Origin of the sequence: Zavarzinia compransoris, from assembly GCF_003173055.1 — a bacterium.
GTDB lineage: Bacteria > Pseudomonadota > Alphaproteobacteria > Zavarziniales > Zavarziniaceae > Zavarzinia > Zavarzinia compransoris.
In genome coordinates, this window is record NZ_QGLF01000001.1 from 604,859 (window position 1) to 624,909 (window position 20,051).

22 protein-coding genes are annotated in these 20,051 nt (G+C 68.3%); 8 read left to right on the forward strand and 14 right to left on the reverse strand.

Going from position 1 to position 20,051, the window contains the following annotated elements; translation table 11 throughout:
• Window positions 1-2: 2 nt before the first annotated feature.
• The 6 genes from DKG75_RS03000 to DKG75_RS03025 form a co-directional block, all read right to left on the reverse strand.
• Window positions 3-1,322, reverse strand: a complete 1,320-nt coding sequence (locus DKG75_RS03000) for a glucose-6-phosphate isomerase (RefSeq protein WP_166646317.1) — start codon at window positions 1,320-1,322, stop codon at window positions 3-5.
• Window positions 1,323-1,478: 156 nt separating this feature from the next.
• On the reverse strand, window positions 1,479-2,090 hold the full coding sequence (locus tag DKG75_RS03005) for a DUF3035 domain-containing protein (protein WP_166646318.1): 612 nt from the start codon (window positions 2,088-2,090) through the stop codon (window positions 1,479-1,481).
• 13 nt (window positions 2,091-2,103) lie between these two features.
• Window positions 2,104-2,598, reverse strand: a complete 495-nt coding sequence (gene lspA, locus DKG75_RS03010; protein WP_109919589.1) for a signal peptidase II — start codon at window positions 2,596-2,598, stop codon at window positions 2,104-2,106.
• Window positions 2,591-5,419, reverse strand: a complete 2,829-nt coding sequence (ileS, locus tag DKG75_RS03015) for an isoleucine--tRNA ligase (RefSeq protein ID WP_109919590.1) — start codon at window positions 5,417-5,419, stop codon at window positions 2,591-2,593. The genes lspA and ileS overlap by 8 nt, the downstream gene beginning before the upstream one ends.
• Window positions 5,420-5,538: 119 nt before the next feature.
• Window positions 5,539-6,483 (reverse strand): bifunctional riboflavin kinase/FAD synthetase, encoded by a 945-nt coding sequence (locus DKG75_RS03020; protein ID WP_109919591.1) that lies wholly within the window; start codon window positions 6,481-6,483, stop codon window positions 5,539-5,541.
• A gap of 13 nt (window positions 6,484-6,496) precedes the next feature.
• On the reverse strand, window positions 6,497-6,931 hold the full coding sequence (locus DKG75_RS03025; RefSeq protein ID WP_109919592.1) for a MaoC family dehydratase: 435 nt from the start codon (window positions 6,929-6,931) through the stop codon (window positions 6,497-6,499).
• Window positions 6,932-7,186: 255 nt separating this feature from the next.
• Here DKG75_RS03025 and DKG75_RS03030 point away from each other — a divergent pair, with 255 nt between their 5' ends.
• From DKG75_RS03030 to DKG75_RS03040, 3 genes are read left to right on the forward strand one after another with little or no spacing between them, the layout of a single operon-like run.
• Window positions 7,187-7,573 carry a response regulator gene (locus DKG75_RS03030; RefSeq protein WP_109919593.1) on the forward strand — a complete coding sequence of 129 codons (387 nt, stop codon included), beginning with the start codon at window positions 7,187-7,189 and terminating at the stop codon, window positions 7,571-7,573.
• Window positions 7,574-7,583: 10 nt separating this feature from the next.
• On the forward strand, window positions 7,584-8,303 hold the full coding sequence (locus DKG75_RS03035; protein ID WP_109919594.1) for a protein phosphatase CheZ: 720 nt from the start codon (window positions 7,584-7,586) through the stop codon (window positions 8,301-8,303).
• Between the two features lie 36 nt (window positions 8,304-8,339).
• Window positions 8,340-9,185 carry a class I SAM-dependent methyltransferase gene (locus DKG75_RS03040; protein ID WP_109919595.1) on the forward strand — a complete coding sequence of 282 codons (846 nt, stop codon included), beginning with the start codon at window positions 8,340-8,342 and terminating at the stop codon, window positions 9,183-9,185.
• Here DKG75_RS03040 and DKG75_RS03045 read toward each other — a convergent pair.
• From DKG75_RS03045 to DKG75_RS03055, 3 genes are read right to left on the reverse strand one after another with little or no spacing between them, the layout of a single operon-like run.
• Window positions 9,148-9,990 carry a TIGR01459 family HAD-type hydrolase gene (locus DKG75_RS03045; protein ID WP_109919596.1) on the reverse strand — a complete coding sequence of 281 codons (843 nt, stop codon included), beginning with the start codon at window positions 9,988-9,990 and terminating at the stop codon, window positions 9,148-9,150. The two genes, DKG75_RS03040 and DKG75_RS03045, sit on opposite strands and share 38 nt — an antisense overlap.
• An 18-nt stretch (window positions 9,991-10,008) precedes the next feature.
• On the reverse strand, window positions 10,009-10,311 hold the full coding sequence (locus DKG75_RS03050; protein WP_109919597.1) for a hypothetical protein: 303 nt from the start codon (window positions 10,309-10,311) through the stop codon (window positions 10,009-10,011).
• Window positions 10,312-10,320: 9 nt separating this feature from the next.
• Window positions 10,321-11,682 (reverse strand): peptidase C69 family protein, encoded by a 1,362-nt coding sequence (locus DKG75_RS03055; protein ID WP_109919598.1) that lies wholly within the window; start codon window positions 11,680-11,682, stop codon window positions 10,321-10,323.
• Window positions 11,683-11,820: 138 nt separating this feature from the next.
• On the opposite strand from DKG75_RS03055, the gene DKG75_RS03060 reads away from it, so the two are divergent.
• From DKG75_RS03060 to DKG75_RS03070, 3 genes are all read left to right on the forward strand, one after another.
• Window positions 11,821-12,306 (forward strand): peroxiredoxin, encoded by a 486-nt coding sequence (locus tag DKG75_RS03060; protein WP_109919599.1) that lies wholly within the window; start codon window positions 11,821-11,823, stop codon window positions 12,304-12,306.
• A gap of 13 nt (window positions 12,307-12,319) precedes the next feature.
• A complete protein-coding gene (locus DKG75_RS03065; RefSeq protein ID WP_109919600.1) occupies window positions 12,320-12,640 on the forward strand; it encodes a nucleoside triphosphate pyrophosphohydrolase family protein in 321 nt (106 codons plus the stop codon).
• A gap of 259 nt (window positions 12,641-12,899) precedes the next feature.
• Window positions 12,900-14,084: a lipid A deacylase LpxR family protein gene (locus DKG75_RS03070; RefSeq protein WP_243746426.1), complete on the forward strand. Its 1,185-nt coding sequence runs from the start codon at window positions 12,900-12,902 to the stop codon at window positions 14,082-14,084.
• Here the strand turns inward: DKG75_RS03070 and rnhA are convergent.
• Genes rnhA through ispH form a run of 3 tightly spaced genes read right to left on the reverse strand, consistent with a single transcriptional unit; the run spans window position 14,062 to window position 16,429 of the window.
• On the reverse strand, window positions 14,062-14,511 hold the full coding sequence (rnhA, locus tag DKG75_RS03075) for a ribonuclease HI (protein WP_425086467.1): 450 nt from the start codon (window positions 14,509-14,511) through the stop codon (window positions 14,062-14,064). The two genes, DKG75_RS03070 and rnhA, sit on opposite strands and share 23 nt — an antisense overlap.
• A complete protein-coding gene (locus DKG75_RS03080; protein ID WP_109919602.1) occupies window positions 14,504-15,472 on the reverse strand; it encodes a homoserine kinase in 969 nt (322 codons plus the stop codon). Before DKG75_RS03080 ends, rnhA begins: the two co-directional genes overlap by 8 nt.
• Before the next feature lie 12 nt (window positions 15,473-15,484).
• A complete protein-coding gene (ispH, locus tag DKG75_RS03085; protein WP_109919603.1) occupies window positions 15,485-16,429 on the reverse strand; it encodes a 4-hydroxy-3-methylbut-2-enyl diphosphate reductase in 945 nt (314 codons plus the stop codon).
• A gap of 109 nt (window positions 16,430-16,538) precedes the next feature.
• On the opposite strand from ispH, the gene DKG75_RS03090 reads away from it, so the two are divergent.
• Window positions 16,539-17,114: a hypothetical protein gene (locus DKG75_RS03090; protein ID WP_109919604.1), complete on the forward strand. Its 576-nt coding sequence runs from the start codon at window positions 16,539-16,541 to the stop codon at window positions 17,112-17,114.
• Window positions 17,115-17,498: 384 nt separating this feature from the next.
• A complete protein-coding gene (gene hemA, locus DKG75_RS03095; RefSeq protein ID WP_109919605.1) occupies window positions 17,499-18,710 on the forward strand; it encodes a 5-aminolevulinate synthase in 1,212 nt (403 codons plus the stop codon).
• Window positions 18,711-18,725: 15 nt separating this feature from the next.
• Here the strand turns inward: hemA and DKG75_RS03100 are convergent, their stop codons facing one another.
• On the reverse strand, window positions 18,726-19,232 hold the full coding sequence (locus DKG75_RS03100) for a DUF2937 family protein (protein WP_109919606.1): 507 nt from the start codon (window positions 19,230-19,232) through the stop codon (window positions 18,726-18,728).
• Window positions 19,233-19,300: 68 nt separating this feature from the next.
• Complete coding sequence (locus tag DKG75_RS03105) at window positions 19,301-20,044, reverse strand: SDR family oxidoreductase (RefSeq protein ID WP_109919607.1); 744 nt, start codon at window positions 20,042-20,044, stop codon at window positions 19,301-19,303.
• Between the last annotated feature and the right edge of the window lie 7 nt (window positions 20,045-20,051).

The window sequence follows — 20,051 nt, forward strand, 5'->3', positions numbered from 1 at the left end:
ATTCAGCGTTTGTCGGCCAGCAGATACTGGCGGGTCAGGATCTTGCCGTCCTCGACCGCGGGCTGGTCGAAGGGATCGACGCCGATCAGGCCGGCGGCGATCAGGGTTTCCAGCGTGAAATGCATGAACAGGCTGCCCAGCGCTTCCTCGTCGTAGCGGGGAATGGTCAGGCGGCGAACCGGGCGGCTGAACTTCACCAGCGTATCCCCGGTCGAACGGGCCTGGGCGGCGACGATGTCGCCGATCTGGCGGCCGGCGAGGAAGGCGAGGCTCGGGTCGTCGGCCAGATCGGTCCGAATGACCGGGCCCTGGCCCTTGGTGGCAAGGTCGACCACGGTGAACAGCTTGTCGTCCGGCCCGTCGAGATAGAGCTGCAACTGGCTGTGCTGGTCGACCGGGCCGACGGCGGTGATCGGGGTCGTGCCCTTGCCGTGCTTGCCGAGCGATTCCGCCCACAGCTGGCGCCACCAGGCGGCCAGCCGCTCCAGCCGGTCGCCATAGCCGAACATCACGGTCTGCGGCAGGCCGCAGTCGTCGGCGGCGATCGAGACGGCCGCGCCGACGGCGGCGGGCGCCAGCGACGGGTCGATGGCATGCAGATTCTGCTCGAGGGTGCGGGCGGCGCCCCGGCGCAAGGCGGCGGCATCGAGGCCGAGGATCAGCGCCGGCAGGGTGCCGATCACCGAAAGCACGGCATAGCGCCCGCCGAGATCGGGATCGTGATCCAGCACCCGCGCGCCGAACCGCCGGGCCAGGTTGCGCAGCAGGTTGTCGCGCGGTTCGGTCACCACGGTGAAATGGCGGCCGATCGCGTCGGTCCGGTAACCGGCCTGTTCCAGCGCGTCGATGACGATCAGCAGCTGGGCGATGGTTTCCGCCGTGCTGCCCGACTTGGACGCGACCAGGAAATGGGTATTGGCAAGGTCGCAGGTGGCCAGGGCCGCAGCCAGCCCGATCGGGTCGAGATTGTCAAGGAAGCCGACGCGGGGCCGGTCCGCCGGGCCGCCGAAGGGGGTCTGGACCAGTTGCGCGATGGCTTGCGGGCCCAGGGACGAGCCGCCGGTGCCGAGCACCACGACCTGGCTGCACTCGGCCACGATCCGTTCGGCGACGGCCGCCTGCTCGTCGAGATCGTCGGTGCGGTAGGGAATGGTGAAATGGGGCAGGGTCTTTGCTTCCGCCTGGCTGGCGAGGCGCGACAGAACCCCTGCGGTCTCGGTCAGGCGGCCGCGGATCGCGGCATGAGTCAGCCGGCCGTTGGCGCAATCGGTGATCGATTGCTCGAAAATGGTCTGTGCGGGGTGGTCCACGGGCGCATGCATCGCTTGTCTCAAGTTCCCGTCATGCACGGAGCGAAGGCGGAGTCCCGTCCTGAGGGGAAGGGCTCCCCCCAGGCGGCGAGAAGTCCTGGTCGAAGGGAATAGATCGGCGATAGCCATGCTGCGGCCCGAAGGTTGACGAGTGCAAGGTGCACACGGTCAGAAAACACCTTCAAGCAGCCCCGGGTTCCCGCGCCTGATCTGCGGCGTGTCGCCGGTGCTGGCCGGCAGGCCGCTTGCGGCGTTCTGCCGCAGGCGGCGGGCCTCCTCCGGGGCGTTCACGACGATATCGGTCGGGTCGATATTGGCGATGCCCAGCACTTCGCGCGCGAAGTTCCGGCTTTTTTCGACCAGCGCGCCGCTTTCCTGGTTCAGCGTCGCGCGGATTGCCGGATCGGCACTAGTGGCGCCGGCGCGCGACAGGAACTGCTGTTCGAGGGCGCTGGGCGGCTGGGCGGCGGCGACGCCGACCGGCGTGCCGGCGGCGGGGCCGCCCGGCAGGGTGGCGCCGAAGACCGCCGTCGAGGCCGAGGTTTCGGGCCGCGCGCCCTGGGTCGGCGGGGCGCCCGGCTGCGGCGGCCGCAGGCTGAAGTCCGGCGGCAGGGCGAGCGGCGCATTGGTGACGACGGAGAATTCGTCCGGGCTGCGCCGGCTGACGCCGAGCTGCGAGCGGATGTCGCCGCCCCCGTCGCAGGCGCTGATCAGGATCGCGCCGCCGCTGAGGGCGACGACCAGCCCGAGGTGGCGGAAACCGGATCGGATGACACTCATCTTCACTGCTCCTCTAGCGTCCGGCCGCTGCGGCCGGGGCGCGGAAAGCATCCAACAGCAGGAAACCCACCCCGATGGTGATCGCCGAATCCGCGATGTTGAACGCCCAGAAATGATAACCCGAGAAATGAAAGTCGAAAAAGTCGGCAACGGCACCGTAAACCACGCGATCATAAGCATTGCCCAGCGCCCCGCCGGCGACAAGGGCAAGTCCCGTGACCGCAATACGGGTCGACGAACGCCACATCCACACGATCAATACCAAAGCCACGATGACGGCGAAACCGGTCAGAAGGTATCGTCCGGCATCGTCGCCCTGCTGGAACAGGCCGAAACTGACCCCCCGGTTCCAGACCATGACCAGATCGAGGAAGCCGGTCACCGTGATCGGGTCCTGGCCGTCCAGCAGCCCGAGCAGCCATTCCTTCGTGATCCGGTCGAGAACGAGGGTCAGCACCAGCAGCGCCAGCCCGAAGGTGCGATAGCGTGGTGCCGACCGTTCAGCCATGGGCAACGACCTCGTAGCAGCGGTGACAAAGGCCCGGATGATCGGCATGGGCGCCGACCTCGGGCAGGACCATCCAGCAGCGCACGCATTTCCCGCCCGTGGCCGGGGCGGGGGAGACGGCGACGCCCGACACGTCCTCGAGGCGGAAGGCATCGGCCGGGCCCGCGCCTTCGACCAGATCGAGGCCGGACGTGATCGCAAGCTCGCTGAGATCGGCGGTTTGTGCAAGTGCGAACAAGTCCGCATCGGCGACATGGACCACGGGCTTTGCCTGCAGGCTCGACCCGATCCGCTTCTCGCGCCGCTCGATTTCCAGCGCCCCGGTGACGACGCGGCGCAGGTCGCGCAGCCGGTCCCACTTGGCCGCGAGGCCGGGGTTGTGCCAGTCGGCCGGGATGGCCGGGAATTCCTGCAGGTGGATGCTGTCGGTCTCGCTGGGCACGCGGGTCAGCCAGGCTTCTTCCATGGTGAAGCAGAGCACGGGCGCCGCCCATTTGGTCAGGCACCCGAACAGGATGTCGAGCACGCTGCGCGCGGCGCGGCGGCGGATGGAGGCCGGCCCGTCGCAATAGATCGCATCCTTGCGGACGTCGAAATAGAAGGCGGAAAGATCGGTGATGCAGAAATCCGTCAGGGCCATGAAGGCCCGATGGAATTCATAGTCGCCGTAGCCGGCCCTGACCGCCTTGTCCAGTTCGGCCAGGCGGTGCAGCACCCAGCGCTCCAGTTCCGGCATTTCCGCCGGCGCCAGGCGCTCGGCGTCGCTAAAGCCGGCGAGGCTGCCCATGATCCAGCGCAGCGTGTTGCGCAGCTTGCGGTAGATCTCGGCCTTGGCCTTCAGGATGTCGTTGTCGATCTTCAGGTCTTCGGAGAAGTCCGAGGTCGCGACCCAGAGGCGCAGGATATCGGCGCCGTTCTGGTCGATGACATTCTGCGGCGCGATCGTATTGCCCAGCGATTTCGACATCTTGCGGCCCTGGCCGTCGACGACGAAGCCATGGGTGACGACGCCTTCATAGGGCGCCCGGCCGCGCGTGCCGCAGGCTTCGAGCAGCGACGAATGGAACCAGCCGCGATGCTGGTCCGAACCTTCGAGGTACAGCGACGCCGGCCACTTCAGTTCTTCCCGCTCCTCGAGGACGAAGGCATGGGTGGAACCTGAATCGAACCAGACGTCCAGGATATCCATCACCTGTTCATACTGGGCGGGATCGTAGCCGGCGCCGAGGAAGCGCTCGGGCGGGGAGGTGAACCAGGCGTCCGCCCCCTCGGCCTGCACCGCCGCGACGATGCGGGCGTTCACCGCCGCATCGCGCAGCGGCTCGTTGGTCTTCCGGTCGACGAACAGGGTGATGGGCACGCCCCAGGCGCGCTGGCGCGAGATCACCCAGTCCGGGCGGCTGGCGATCATCGCATGGATGCGGTTGCGGCCGACGCCGGGCACCCAGCGCACCTCGTCGATCGCGGTCAGCGCCTTGGCGCGCAGGTCGTTCGTCTCCATCGAGATGAACCATTGCGGCGTCGCGCGGAAGATCAGCGGCGCCTTGGAACGCCAGGAATGCGGGTAGGAATGGACGAGCCGGCCCTGGCCGAGCAGGCCGCCGGCCGCCGCCAGCGCTTCGAGCACGCTCGAATTGGCATTGCCTTCCTTGCCGTTCGGCCACAGCACCTTCTTGCCGGCGAAGAGCGGCACGTCGTCGAGATAGGCGCCGTTCGGGCCGATCAGCTCGGGCACCGGCAGGCCATGCCGGCGGCCCAGTTCGAAGTCGTCCGCGCCGTGGCTGGGCGCGATATGGACGAAGCCGGTACCGGTATCCATGGTGACGAAATCGCCGGCCAGCACCGGCACGTCGAAGTCATAGCCCTGGCCGCGGAAAGGATGGGCGCAGACGGTGGCGAAGGCGATGTCGCTGCCCGGAAAGCCGGCCTCGATCTCGTAAGCGGCGATGCCGGCGGCTTTCGCCACTTCGGGCAGCAGGGGACCGGCGACCACGATCGCCTCGCCGACCTGGGCGCGGCTGCCCTCGGCGACCTCGGTCACCTTGACGCGGACATAGTCGGCGTCGGCGGCGCAGGCGATGCCGCGGTTGGCCGGGATGGTCCAGGGGGTGGTGGTCCAGATGACGATCGAGGCGCCCCGGACGACCTCGGGCCCCGAGACGACGGGGAAGCGGACATGGATCGTGGTCGAGGTGTGGTCGTGATACTCGACCTCGGCCTCGGCCAGGGCGGTTTCCTCGACCACCGACCACATGACCGGCTTGGCACCGCGATAGAGCCCGCCGTTCATCAGGAACTTCAGGCATTCCTCGACGATCCTGGCCTCGGCCGGGAAGGACATGGTCAGATAGGGATCGTCCCAGTCGCCCTCGACGCCGAGGCGGCGGAACTCCGCCTTCTGCACGCCGATCCAATGGTCGGCGAAGGCGCGGCATTCCTGGCGGAATTCGGAGACCGGGACCGCGTCCTTGCTCTTGCCGGCGGCGCGGTACTTCTCCTCGATCTTCCATTCGATGGGCAGGCCGTGGCAGTCCCAGCCGGGGACATAGGGCGCATCCTTGCCCAGCATGGACTGGCTGCGGTTGATCACGTCCTTCAGGATCTTGTTCAGCGCCGTGCCGATGTGGATGTTGCCGTTGGCATAGGGCGGGCCGTCGTGCAGGACGAATTTCTCGCGGCCCTTGCGGGCCTTGCGCAACAGGCCATAGAGGTCCAGGCGGTCCCAGCGCTCAAGCAGCGCCGGTTCCTTCTTGACGAGGCCGGCCTTCATGTCGAAGTCGGTGGTCGGCAGGAATACGGTCGCCTTGTAGTCGGTCGTCATGTGAGGGTGCCAGTTCGAACGAGTGGCGGAGCCGGCGGGGGCCCCGATTTTGACGGGTGGTTTTAACAGGCGGGCCACGAACCGTCCAGCCGCGGTCCCCTGGGGGTCGCGCCGGCGGTTCAGGCCGACGCGGCGGTAATTCGCCGGGCTTCCGCGCTGTCGGCGGCGATCTGGGCCTTCAGTTCGTCGAGCCCGGAGAATTTCCGCTCGGCCCGGATGAAGGCGAGGAGGCGGACCTCGATGCTGCGGCCATAGAGATCTTCGGCGAAATCGAAGAGATGGACTTCGAGGTTTTCGTCCAATTTGCCGAAGGTGGGGCGCCGGCCGATGTTGGCGACGCCGGGCACGGTGCGGCCGTCGTCGAGCCCGACCTCGACCGCATAGACCCCGAACGCCGGGCGCAGGTAATCGCCGAGCGGGAGATTGGCGGTCGGAAAGCCGATGGTGCGGCCGCGCTGGTCGCCCCGGGCGACGATGCCGGTGACCGACCAGGGCCGTCCCAATTGGCCGGTGGCGGTGGCGATGTCGCCCGCTTGCAGGGCCTTGCGGATCGCGCTCGAGGAAAAGCCTTCGCCCGGGCGGCAGTCGCTGTCGCCGACCGGATCGAGCACGGTGACGCCGAAGCCCTCCATCTCGCCCATGTGGTGCAGCACGGCGACATCGCCGCCCCGGCCCTGGCCGAAACAGAAATCGAAGCCGATGACGATATGGACCACGCGCAGCCGCCCGACCAGGATATCGAGGACGAAATCCGCCGCCGGCATGGCGGCCAGCGTGGCGGTGAAGGGCAGGACCGCCGTCACCTCGGCCCCGGCCGCGGCGAGCAGGCGCAGCTTGTCGGCGGGCGGGGTCAGGCGGAAGGGCGGCGTATCCGGCCTGAACAGCAGGCGCGGGTGCGGCTCGAAGGTCAGCACCCCGGCGGGGGCGCCCATGGGCCCCGCGATTCGCGCCGCGGTGCCGAGCAGCGTGTGGTGGCCGCGGTGGACGCCGTCGAAATTGCCGATCGCCAGCACCGCGCCCTGCGCCGGCGGCGGGACATGGTCAAGGCGATCGACGACGAGCATGGCGGACCTGAGTTCAGACGGCGACCGGGCGGCCGGGGACCATGACGGTCGCTTCGCCGTCGACGACGACCTTGCCCTTGATCAGGCACTGGGTGCGCAGCACGACGCGGCGCTTCGAGGGTTCGAGTTCGATCACTTCGGCCCGGGCGGTCACGGTGTCGCCGATCTTCACCGGCGCGCGGAACTTCAGGGTCTGGCCGACATAGACGGCGCCCGGCCCCGGCAGCCGGGTGCCGAGCACGGCCGAGATCAGGCCGGCGGAGAGCATGCCGTGGGCGATCCGCTCCTTGAAGGGGGTGTTCGCGGCATATTCGGCGTCGAGATGGACCGGGTTGGTGTCGCCGGAAACGCCGGCGAACATCAGGATGTCGGCCTCGGAAACGGTCTTCCCGAAGGTTGCGCTCTGACCGATCGAAAGATCTTCAAAATAAAGGCCGACCTGCGACATCTGCCATTCCCGTTCTGATCGAGATCCATGTTCTTTCCCGCCCCCGCAGCCGGGGGTCGAGGCCGGGACCTTAAAGGGGCGGCCCGGCCGGTGCAAGTGAGGCGCTGCGGCCGCAACCCGGTTTACCGTTTCTTAGCCGAAATCCGCGAGGATCGTGGCGCGGCGACGATGACGGTCGCGCCCCGCCGGTTCCGGACGGTACGCGTGGAACACGAGCGGTGAAGACGCAATGCAAAAGTCACGAGGCATGATTCCATGGCAGTCGATCTGCAAATGCCCATCCTGATCGTCGACGACTACAAGACGATGCTGCGCATCATCCGCAACCTGCTGAAGCAGCTCGGCTTCGACAATGTGGACGAGGCGACGGACGGCCAGCAGGCGCTGGGCCGCCTGAAGGCGAAACCCTATGGCCTGGTCATCTCGGACTGGAACATGGAACCGATGACCGGCTACGAACTGCTGAAGCAGGTCCGCGCCGACGAGGGCCTGAAGAAGACCCCCTTCATCATGATCACGGCCGAATCGAAGACGGAAAACGTCATCGCGGCCAAGCAGGCGGGCGTGAACAACTACATCGTGAAGCCGTTCAACGCCGAAACCCTGAAGTCCAAGATGCGCGCCGTGCTCGGCGATTTCTGAGGGATCCGCGATGCTCGGGGACAATCTGTCGGCGCAGGTCGGCTCGCTGGTCGATCACCTCAGAAGGCGGGGCCAGGACCCCAGCCTGGTCGAGGTCGCCTCGGTCACGGAAGTGCTGATCGCGACCATGCAGGCCTATTTCCGCTCGATCGATACCTCGATCTACCGCGAGTTCCGGGAATTGTCGGACTATATCGCCAAGGCGAAGGGCGAGATCGCCTCGCTCCGCCCGGGCGACCTGCAACGCGACCGCCTGCCCCGGGCCGGCCGCGAACTCGAAGCCATCGTCCGCTCGACGGAAGAGGCGACGAACAAGATCATGGCCGCGGCCGAGGCCATCATGGCCGCCGATCCCGCGGGCGGCGCCTATGGCGCGCTCGTCTCCGACCGCTGCATGGAAATCTTCGAAGCCTGCTCCTTCCAGGACATCACCGGCCAGCGCATCTCCAAGGTGGTCGAGACCCTGACCTATATCGAGGAGCGGGTGAGCCGCCTCAAGGATGCGCTCGGCGCCGAACTGGCCGATGTGCCGGCGGAAGAGACCCGGAAGGGCGATGCCGCCCTCCTGAACGGCCCCGCCCTCGAGGGCGAGGGCATCGCCCAGGACGAGGTCGACAAATTGCTGGGCGAAGCCGCGGCCCCGAAGCCCGAACCCGCGCCGGCCCCCGCGCCGACGCTGGCCCCCGGCGCCAAGGCCAGCCAGGCGGACATCGACGCCCTGTTCGACTGAGCCTAGACTGACTCCCCAGTATCCGGGGAGGCGCGTTTGGCCATCGATCTGACCGGGGTCTCGGAGACCCTGCTGATTCCGCTCTACGCCCAATGGCGCGAGAACCGGCGCGGCCGGCCGGTGCTGCGCGACGCCAAGGTCGACGATATCGTCGACCGGCTGAAGCCGCCGTTCGAGAAATTCATCCCCAGCCTGACCGACCGGCCGATCCTGATCCTGCGCAAGCGCATCATCGACCAGATGGTGGCCGGTCACCTGCGCCGGCATCGCGGCCGGGCGGTGGTCGTCAACATGGGTTGCGGCCTGTGCACAAGGTTCGACCGGCTGGACGACGGTTCGGTGACCTGGATCGACGTCGACCTCGCCATGGTCGCGCCGATCTGGGCCCTGGCCTTCGAGGGCCACGAGCCCCGGCGGCGCTTCGTCACCGGCTCGGTGGCGGCGCCGGATTTCATCGATTCGATCGAAGTCCCGGCCGGCGCCGTGCCGCTGTTCCTGATGGAAGGTGTCTCGATGTATCTCTCGGACGAGAAGATGCAGGCGCTGACCGCGCGGATCGCCGCGCGCTTTCCGGGGGCGACCTTCATCTTCGATGCCATGGCCAGGTGGCTGGCCCGGGGCTGGGCCTTCTACCCCTCGATCGTCGTGACCGGATCGCGCTTCACCTGGGGCCTGGACCGGCCGAAAAGCTGCACCGCCTGGGGCCGGGGCTTCCGCGTGCTGCGCGACGTGCCCCTTGCCCGCCAGCTCGATCTGCTGGCCGGGCCGCTCGGCTGGTTCGCGCGCTTCAATCCCTTGCTGAACGCCGCCTATCGGGTGGTGATGCTGCGCCTGGGCAAGCCCGCTACCAGCGCAGCCGGTCGATCGCCCCCGCCACCGTAAGGCCGTGATCGGCGAGCGCCGCCCTGAGTCGGGCCTCGTCCGGCGGATCGCCCCAGAGCGGCGCATGGACGCCGCCGGTGACCAGCAGGGCCGGGATGCCCTGGGCATTGGCGCCCGGGATATCGGTCTCGATGCCGTCGCCGATGGCGATGGTTTCCGCCGGCGCCGTGTCGAGCAGGGCCAGCGCCCGCGCATAGACCGAGGCATGGGGCTTGCCGTGCCATTCGACCGCGCCGCCGAGATCATGGTACAGCCAGGCCAGCGCGCCGGAACAGGGAATGGTCCTGGTGCCGCGCACCACGATCCGGTCGGGATTGGCGCAGACCAGCAGCAGGCCGCGGTCCTTCGCTGCTTGAAGCTCGGCGCGGTAATCCTCGGCGGTTTCGGTCTCGTCGTCGGCGAGGCCGGTGCAGACCACGAGATCCGCCTCGGCCACGCCGGGCACGAGGGTCAGGTCCAGGCCCTCGAACAGGGACAGGTCGCGGGCCGGGCCGATGTGGCGGACGCGCGCCCCCGGCCGGCCCTTCAGCGCTTCCCGGGTCGCATCGCCCGAGGTCACCACCGCGTCGTAGAGATCGCGCGGAACGCCCAGGCGGTCGAGCTGCTCGTGCACGACATGCTGCGGCCGGGGCGCGTTGGAGACCAGCACGACCCTTGCCGTCCGCCCGCGGCGAAAGCGGGCCAGCGCCTCCAGGCTGTCGGGAAAGGCGGCGACACCGTTGTGGACGACGCCCCAGAGATCGACGATGGCGCCCCGCGCGGGGGCCAGCAGGGGCGCGGCATTCGAAAGCAACAGGGACGTCATGGCAACCTATTCGGCGGGCTATTCGGCAAGGCGGGAAGTCTGTTCGTCGCGGGCGGCGCGCCGTGCCAGGCCCAGCTTCAGTTCGGCCAGTTCGCGCAGGGTCTCGGCATGGCTGCGGCGCAGCAGGTCGATCTCGGTCAGCAGTTCGGCCCGGTCGCCGGCGCGCAGGAACAGGACATGGCCCTGCAGGGCGGCGAAGAACAGGGCGACGGCGATCACCGTGCCGTCGACCGCGGGCCAGAGATCCTGGGCGGCGAAACCGCCGGCAGCCGCGACGAGGAGATAGGACAGGATCAGCAGGATCTGGATGGGCAAAGGCATTTCGGCGGCTTATCCGTTCTGGATGTCGGCCCGGCGGGACAATTGGCGGCGATGATAGCGGAAAATCGGCCCGGGGCGATGTTCGATCGGCACACCCTCGGCGATCCTTGTCCAGCGGGCCAGCGCATCTTCCGCCACCGTCCACGCCGCCCTGGCGACATCGCCCAGCAGGCGGCGGCGCTCGGGCGCGCTGCGGGTCGCGGCCTGGGCGCGGGCGCGCTCCACCTCCTCGACCAGGGCGGCTTCCAGCGCATCCCGGGCCGGGCCATAGGCGGCGAGGCGGGCGGCATGGTCCCGGACCACCGCGTGATGCAGCCGTTCCTGGCGCCACCACAGGCAGGCGGGATCGAATCGGTCGGTCGGCGCCGGCTCGGCCGCCGGCATGCCCGCCTCGATGAAGAAGGGGCGGAACAGGGCGGTGCAGGGGGCCGCCCCGCCGGTCGCCCAAAGCGCGGGCAGGCCGCGCTCCAGGCCGGCAACCAAGCTCATGGTGGTCTGGGCCGCGCGCTTGGCCGGGCCGGCGCTGCCATGGGCGCAGATCGTCGCCGGCAACAGGCCGCCCGGCTGCCAGCCCGGCCGCTCGCCCGCGGGGCTATGGTCGCGCAGCAGGCGCATCAGGTCGGTCAGGCCGATCCCGCCCGCCGGCGCCCGCGCCAGAAGGGCGCAGGCCCGTGCCGCCCGCTGCCGGCCCCGGCCGGCAAGGCCGAGCAGCGGCCGGGCGAAGGCGGCGGAAAAATCGAAGGCGCCCTGGCCCGACCACCAGCCCCGGCCGCGCGCGAATTCCTTGGCCCCGTCCGACAGGCGCTCGTAGCGGCTGGTGATCGAATAATGGTTGGAAAGGGCGCGGATGCCCGCCACCCGTTCCAGCGCCCAATGGCGCCCGGCGGCCTCCAGCACGAAAGCCTCGCGCGGGTCGGCGATCAGGAAGGCGCTGTCATAGGGGAAATGGTGGCGCTGGCCGCCGTTGCCGCCCTGGCCGTGGGCGGCGATCAGGGTGATCAGCACCTGCGCCGCCTCGGCCGCGCCGCGCGCCCGTTCCAGCCCCAGGCGAACGAGGTCCATGCCGGTCAGGGTCGGGCCGGCCTCGGGGGCGACGCGGGAGAACACCGCCTCGTTGCCGATGGCAAGGCCGTATTCGTTCACCCCCATTTCCGCCCCCCACAGCCAATAGGGGCGGCACAGCAGGGTGGCCGCGGTTTCATAGACCTGGGGCAGGCTGAGGTTGGTCGCGTGCAGCCGGGCGCCGGGCGCATGGGTCCGCCGCGGGCGGATTTCGACCGCCTGCGCCTCGCCGCCCTCGCGGTCGCTGTTCTTCGCGAACAGCATCGGACCGCCCGAAACCGAAGGCGGCACGACGATGGTGTCGCACATGCCGTATCTCCTCTGATGCCGTTTCAGATAGCAGGCTATTGCACTGCAATCTATCGGCGGCTTGAGGCCGGGGCGGGCTTCCGGCTATATCCGACGGTCGCCGGCGGGCCCGGCGGCCCGCACAGAAGGATAAGACCAATGACCATTGCCGTCGGCGACAGCCTGCCCGAGGCCACCTTCATGACCCCGACCGAGAAAGGGCCCGCGCCGCTGTCGACGGCGGAAGTGTTCGGCGGCAAGACGGTCGTCCTCTTCGCCCTGCCGGGCGCCTTTACCCCCACCTGCTCGGCCAAGCATGTGCCGGGCTTCCTCGCCCATGCCGAGGCGTTGAAGGCGAAGGGCGTCGATACCATCGCCTGCCTGTCGGTGAACGATGCCTTCGTCATGGGCGCCTGGGGCCGCGACCAGAAGGTCGGCGATCACATCCTCATGCTCGGCGACGGCAACGGCGATTTCACCCGCAAGGTCGGCCTCGACCTCGACCTGTCCAGCTTCGGCATGGGGCTGCGCTCGCGCCGCTATGCCCTGATCGCCCGCGACGGCAAGGTGGCGGCGCTGGCGGTGGAGCCCAATCCCTCGGGCCTCGACGTCTCGTCCGCCGAAGCGGTCCTCGAACTGCTGTAAGGGGCGCGCCGCCATGGATCTCAAGACCTATCAGGCCTTCACCCGGACGACCGCGATCTTCCCGGCCGACCGCACCCTGGAATATCTGGCCCTCGGTCTGGCCAGCGAGGCGGGCGAGGTCGCGGGGGTGGTCAAGAAATGGATCCGCGACGGGACGCCCGACGATGCGCTGACCGAAAAGCTGCGCGCCGAGATGGGCGACGTCTGCTGGTACCTGTCCGAACTCTGCACCGCGGCCGGCCTCGACCTTGGGGAGGTGTTTGCCGCCAATATGGCGAAACTTCAGGACCGGAAGGCGCGGGGCGTCATTACCGGCGGCGGCGACAACCGCTGACGATTTGTCACCGCCGGCGCGGCCCGACCGTGCCACGCCGGCGGTAGCATGGTGCCCGAAAACACCTTGTTTTCCGCCATTTTGCCCAATCCTTGGGCGATTTACCCTTCGCTAACCATAGCTGCGCCGAAGCGGTTCCAAAGGGGCTGAATACCTTTGGAAATGGATGGTCTTACGGCTGATGTTGCCGCCGGCCTGGTGCAACTTGCTCCCACAAGGGCTGAACGCCTGACCATTTCCAATCTGTGGGTAGCTTGCCATGATCGCCATGAACGCGGTCCTGAACGGGACCATTTTGTCTGCCGTCTGCGGGGCTTTCGCCGGGATCGCCGTCTCGGCCAGCGGGGCCATTTCGGCCCTCGACTTCGGCCCGGTGTCACTGCATGGGTCGCGCGTCGACATGCCGGCGCTGATCGCCTCCCTGACCCTGTCCTTCGACGGCAAGGGCGGCCGCGCGCTCGACGGTGCGACCGCGGGCGATACCGCCGCGCCGAAGCGCACCGCCACCGCGGGCGAAGACCCGAGCGACGACCGCGGCACCCTGTCGATCCAGATCGAGAACGACAAGTTCGGCGGCGGCACCGACCAGCATTACACCCACGGCATGCGCGCGTCCTATCTGCTAAGCTCGGATGCGACGCCGCTCGATGCCGGCGTGCTGGCTCGGGCCCTGCCGCTCATGCCGGAGCAGGGCGTGGTCCGCCTCGGCTTCTCGATCGGGCAGAGCATCTTCACCCCCGGCCGCCAGGACGTGACCACCGCCGGCAACCATGGCCGTCCCTTCGCGGGCTGGCTCTACGGCGGCGTGCAATTGACCAACGACACCGGCCGCCAGCTCGACAGCTACGAGCTTCAGGTCGGGGTCATCGGCCCTTCGGCCGGCGCCGCCGAGACACAGAGCTGGTTCCACGACACCATCGGCGTGAAACCCTTCGAGGGCTGGGATTCCCAATTGTCGGACGAGATGGGCGTGGTCCTGTCCTACGAGCGGAAATGGCGCTTCATCTCGGAATTCCACCCCGGCGGCCTCGGCGTCGCGCTGGAGCCGAGCGTGGGCGCCACCCTCGGCAATGTCCATACCTATGCCTCGGCCAGCGCCACCCTCAAGGTCGGCAGCGACGTCTCCTCGGACTGGGGCGCGCCGCGCATCCGCACCGCGCTGTCGGGCACCGGCTATTTCAAGCCGGTGAACGATATCGACTGGTATGTCTTCGCCGGGGTCGAGGGGCGGGCGGTGGCGCGCAACATCTTCCTCGACGGCAATAGTTTCGCCGACAGCGACAGTGTCGAGAAAAAGAATTTCGTCGCCGATCTCCAGGTCGGCGCCGCGGTCACCATCGGCAATGTCCGCGCCACCTTCACCCAGGTCTTCCGCACCAAGGAATATGTCGGGCAGACGCAGGGCGACGTCTTCGGCGCCCTCAGCCTGTCGTGGCGGATCTGATGGCGGCGCGGGCGATCTGGTCCACCCGCTCGTTCAAGGGATCGCCGGCATGGCCCTTGACCCAGTGCCAGTCGACGCGGTGGCGGGCCGCGGCGACTTCCAGCCGGCGCCACAGGTCGTCGTTCTTCACCGGCTTCTTGTCGGCGGTCTTCCAGCCGTTCCGCTTCCAGCCGGCGATCCACTTGGTGATGCCGTCCATCACATAGCGGCTGTCGGTGAAGAGGCGGACCTCGGCCGGGCGCGTCAGCGCCTCGAGCGCCGCGATCGCCGCCATCAGTTCCATGCGGTTGTTGGTGGTCTGCGCCTCGCCGCCCGAGAGTTCCTTCTCGGTGCCGCGAAAGCGGAGCAGGGCGCCCCAGCCGCCCGGTCCCGGGTTGCCGGAACAGGCGCCGTCGGTGTGGATTTCAACGCGGTCGTCGTCAGTCAATGGTAATGCCATAGGTTTCCGGGCCCTGGGCGCCGGTGTGGAAGCGGAGCTTGTTCAGATATTCGACCGGGTCCTTCGGCCGCACCAGCGCCCCCGGCACCTGGTTCAGCCAGTCGTAGAGCCGGGTCAGCAGGAAGCGCAGCGCCGAGCCCCGGCAGAACAGGGGCATGGCCGCCGCCTCGGCGCGGGAAAGCGGGCGCTTTCCCGTGTAACCCCGGGAGAGCGCCATGGCCTTGGTCGCGTTGAAGGCGCCGTCCGGCTCGAAACACCAGGCGTTCAGGCAGATCGCCAGGTCGTAGGCGTAGAAGTCGTTGCAGGCGAAATAGAAGTCGATCAAGCCGGAAACATCGTCGCCGACGAAGAAGACATTGTCGGTGAAGAGATCGGCATGGATCACGCCGCGCGGCAGGTCCCGCGGCCAGCGCGCCTCGAGATAGGCCAGTTCGCCGGCGATGGTCTCGGCAAGGCCGGGGCGCACCTTGTCCGCATCGGCGGCGCAATCGTTGACCAGCCGGCGCCAGCCCGCCAGCGACAGGGCATTGTCGCGCCGGATGCCGAAGCCGGCCCCGGCCGCATGCAGGCCGGCCAGCGCCGCGCCGACGCTGGCGCATTGGGCGACATTGGGCTTCCGCGGCGAGACGCCGGTCAGGAACGAGACGATCACCGCCGGCCGCCCGGCCAGCCGGCGCAGCGCCTTGCCGTCGCGGGCATGGATCGGCGTCGGGCACGACAGGCCGCCGAGCGCCAGATGGTCCATCAGGCCGATGAAGAAGGGCAGGTCCGCCTCGGCGACGCGCTTCTCGAACAGGGTCAGGATGAAGCGGCCGCGGGTGGTTTCCAGCAGGAAATTTGAATTCTCGACCCCCTCGGCAATGCCCTTGAAGGACAGGACCTCGCCGATATTGTACTCGGCGAGGAAGGCGGCGAGGGCGTCGTTGTCGACGTCGGTATAGACGGCCATGGCGGATCGGGATCAGGCGATGAGGGCGCGGGGCACTTTGAACTGGACGCGTTCCTCGGTCACCGTCACTTGTTCGACGGTCACCGCGTAACGCCGGCGGAAGGCTTCGATCAATTCCTCGACCAGGCTTTCGGGGGCGGAGGCGCCGGCGGTGATGCCGACCCGGTGCACGCCTTCCATCAACGACCAGTCGAGTTCGCCCGCGTGCTGGATGCGCAGCGCCTTGGCGACGCCGGCGCGGGCCCCGACTTCGACCAGGCGGACGGAATTGGAGGAATTGGGCGCCCCGATCACGATCAGCGCATCGCATTGCGGCGCGATCGCCTTCACCGCCGCCTGCCGGTTGGTGGTGGCGTAGCAGATGTCTTCCTTATGGGGCGCCTGGATCGCGGGGAAGCGCGCGGTCAGCGCGGCGACGATGCCCGCCGTGTCGTCGACCGACAGGGTGGTCTGGGTGATGAAGCCGAGCTTTTCCGGGTCCGGCACCGCCAGGGCGGCGACATCCTCGACCTTCTCGACCAGGGTGATCGCGCCCTCGGGCAATTGGCCCATGGTGCCCACCACTTCCGGGTGGCCGGCATGGCCGATCATGATCAGGTGCATGTCCTGGGCATGCAGGCGTTCCGCCTCGACATGGACCTTGGAGACCAGGGGGCAGGTGGCGTCGAGATAGGCCAGGCCGCGCTGCCGCGCATCCGCCGGCACCGATTTCGGCACGCCATGGGCGGAAAAGACGACATGGGCATCCGCCGGCACCTCGTCCAGTTCCTCGACGAAGACCGCGCCCTTGGCTTCCAGCGATTCGACCACGGTCCGGTTGTGCACGATCTCGTGCCGGACATAGATCGGCGGGCCGAAGCGTTCGAGCGCCAGTTCGACGATCTGGATGGCCCGGTCCACCCCGGCGCAGAAGCCGCGCGGGGCCGCGAGAAGGATGGTCAGGGCGGGTTTGCTCATCGTCGTCGTGACGTCCACTGGAGGGGCCGGGCCCGGCTTGTGCCCGTGCGGGCGCTTGTCTAGAGTGCGCCGACCATAATCCGTACCGGCAGCGAAAGGGAAGCAAAGGATGGCCATCGTGTCGCAAGGCGGGAAAGCACCGCGCAGGCAGGCCGCCCTGGCCGCGGCGGTGCTGGTCGCGCTCGGGCTCGCGGGCTGCGGCTCCTCGTCGTCCTCCGGCGCGACGGAAACGCCTGCCGTGCCTTGCCCCGCCGTTTCCGTGCTGTCCGACGGCGCCAGCCTGACAAGGTTCCGCGACGGCGGCGGCCAAACGCCGGACGACGTCGTCTATACCGTCGAAGTGCTGGACGCCAAGGGCATCTGCCAGCCGGCCGCGAACGGCCAGGTCACGGTCGACGTCGGGCTTTCGATCGTCGCGCGCCGGGGGCCGGCGGGCAAGGATGTCACCGGCATCACCGTGCCCTATTTCCTGGCCCTGACCGAGACCAACACGCGGGTGATCAGCCGCGCCAGCTACGAGACCCAGATCCCCCTCGACCGGGGCAAGCCGGGCGGCGGCATCCTGGAACACCTGACCGTCACCGTGCCGCTCGACGGCAAGTCGCCCTATGCCTTCGAACTGATCGGCGGCCTGCAGATCTCCGCCGCCGAGCTGGACGAGGGGCGGCGCCGGCGCGGCCGTTAACAAAACCTTGCCGACTGTGCGGGCGGTCACAGCGCCGACGCCCGGACCCCGGCATCTTTCTTCCGTGCCGCCGCGGTTGCCGCGGCGGTGATCGCCCATCGGGGGATAGGCGGTCAGGGCGGCGGGACGTCGGGGGGCGTTCCCGCCGTCCGCATTTTCGGCACCTCGCCCTTTTGGGCCCATCACACTTTGGGCCCTGCGGCAACTTGCACCCCGCATTTTGTCGATCGGCTTTGCCTTGGATCAACCCACCGTTATAGGATTTGTGAACCAATACCTGTGAGGATGGGTGCCGGCACACGAGTGGCCGTCGCTTGGTGATCATCGGCATGGGGCAGGGGCTAATCACCGGTGCCCACGATCAAGGCAACTGGGACAGGGCGAATGAACTACGACGAGAAATTTGCGACTGCCATCGCCGACCTGAAGCAAGAAGGCCGGTATCGTGTCTTTGCCGACTTGAAGCGTCACTGCGGGGCCTTCCCCCGTGCCACCTGGCAAAGCCAGGCCGGCCCCCGCGAGATCGTGGTCTGGTGCTCGAACGATTATCTCGGCCAGGGCCAGAATTCCGAAGTCCTCGCCGCCATGCACGAGGCGCTCGATACTTTCGGCGCCGGCGCCGGCGGCACCCGCAATATCTCGGGCACCACCCGCGCCCATGTCCTGCTGGAGGACGAACTGGCCAGCCTGCATCGGAAGGAAGCGGCGCTGCTCTTCTCCTCCGGCTTCGTCTCGAACGAGGCGGCGCTGTCCGCGTTGTCCCGCGTGCTGAAGGGCGTCACCGTCTATTCCGACGAATTGAACCACGCCTCCATGATCGAGGGCATCCGCCACGGCGGCGCGCCCAAGCGCATCTTCCGCCATAACGACGTGAAGCACCTCGTCGATCTTCTCAAGGATGCCGATCCGGCGGCGCCCAAGATCATCGCCTTCGAAAGCGTCTATTCGATGGACGGCGATATCGCCCCGATCGCCGATTTCGTCGAGGTGGCGAAGAAATACAATGCCCTGACCTATCTCGACGAAGTCCATGCCGTCGGCCTCTATGGCCTGCAGGGTGCGGGCGTCGCCGAGGCGACGGGCACCATGGGCGAGATCGACGTGATCGAGGGCACCCTCGGCAAGGCGTTCGGCGCCATGGGCGGCTATATCGCCGGCTCGTCGGTGATGGTCGATTGCGTGCGGTCCTATGCGCCGGGCTTCATCTTCACCACGTCGCTGGCGCCGGTGATCGCGGCCGGGGCCTGCGCTTCGATCAAATACCTGCGCCGGCACAATGAACTGCGCGAAAAGCATCAGGAACGCGCCGCCACCCTGAAGCGGAAACTGGCCGCCGCCGGCCTGCCCGTGCTGCACAGCCAGTCCCATATCGTGCCGGTGATGGTGGGCGATCCGGTCCGCTGCAAGGCGATCTCGGACGAATTGCTGGCGGTCGACGGCATCTATGTCCAGCCGATCAATTTCCCGACCGTGCCGCGCGGCACCGAGCGGCTGCGTTTCACCCCGTCGCCCTTCCACGACGACGACATGATGGACCGGCTGGTCGCCGCCCTCGACCGCATCTGGACCGCCGCCCGGCTGCCCCGCGCAGCCTGACGGCGGCAATCGGGATCAGCGCCGGACGAAACCGCCCGGCGTTGCCCTTTTCCGGCGTCGGAACACGAGGCCGAGCAGGCCGTAGAGCGCCCAGCCGAAGCCGACCCCGCCCAGCCCGAACATCGGATCCAGCGTCGCCGTGATCTCATAGGTCGACAGCGTGTCGCGCAGCAATTCGCGGTCGCTGCCGGTCGCGACCGTCACCACCTTGCCGAAACTGTCGGTGGTCGCGCTCAGCACCGTCATTTCCGCCGCCAGCGATTTCCGCCGCGTTTCCAGCGCCAGCATGCGGTCGGCCGTGCCGCGCACCGCCGAATCGCTGGACTGGCGGTGCCGCTCGGCCAGTTCGTTGAAGGTCAGCCCCTCGGCCGCCGCCTGGGTGGCGAAGGCATCGACCAGTTTCTGCACTTCGCCCAGGGCGCCGCCCAGCCGCTGTTCATAGGCGCGAGCGAAATTCGGCAGCTGGCTGGCGCCGATGCCGCCGGCGATCACGAACAGGATCAGGAACAAATGACGAATCATGGCGTGTGTCGAGCCCAGCCCTTTTAACCATCAGTGCGCGGGACCGGACTGACTGTCAACCATGCGGGCTAGGCGGTGCCGGCCAGGGCGACCGCATCGGCGCCTGCCGGGAAGCGAAGCCTGGCCGTGCCGTCGTCGACCGCGGCCCATACCGCTTCCGCGACGTCGCTTTCCCGGGTGGTCAGGGCCGGCCGGGCGAAGGCCTGGAAGATCGGGGCGGCGAAGCCGGCGTAAGTCTCGGGCACCAGATCCTCGATGCGGACCTCGGTATTCGCGGCAAAGCGCGTGGTCGGGGCATAGCCGGGCTCCACCAGCCGGACCCGGATATTGAAATGCCCGAGTTCATGGGCCAGCGAGCCGGTAAAGCCCTCGATCGCCTGCTTGCTGGCGGTATAGGCGGCGGCCAGCGGCATGGGCGCCAGGGTCACGCTCGACGTGACGTTGACGATGGTGCCGGCGCGGCGTTCGCGCATCTGCGGGATGACGGCCTGGGTCAGGGCCATCACGCCGAAGGTATTGGTCTCGAAGATTTTGCGGATATGGGCCATGGGCGTCGCCTCGAAGGCGCCGACGACGCCGATGCCCGCATTGTTGACCAGGACGTCGATCGGCCCCGCGGCCTTGACCGCTGCCGCGATGCTGGCCTCGTCCGTAACGTCCAGCGGCAGGAGGCGCAGGTTTTCGGCCGGCGGCAGAAGGTCCGCCCGCGGTCGGCGCATGGTCGCGACCACATGCCAGCCCTGGCCCAGGAAATGGCGCGCCGTCTCGAGCCCATAGCCCGAAGAACAGCCGGTGATCAATATCGTCTTCATCCTTCAT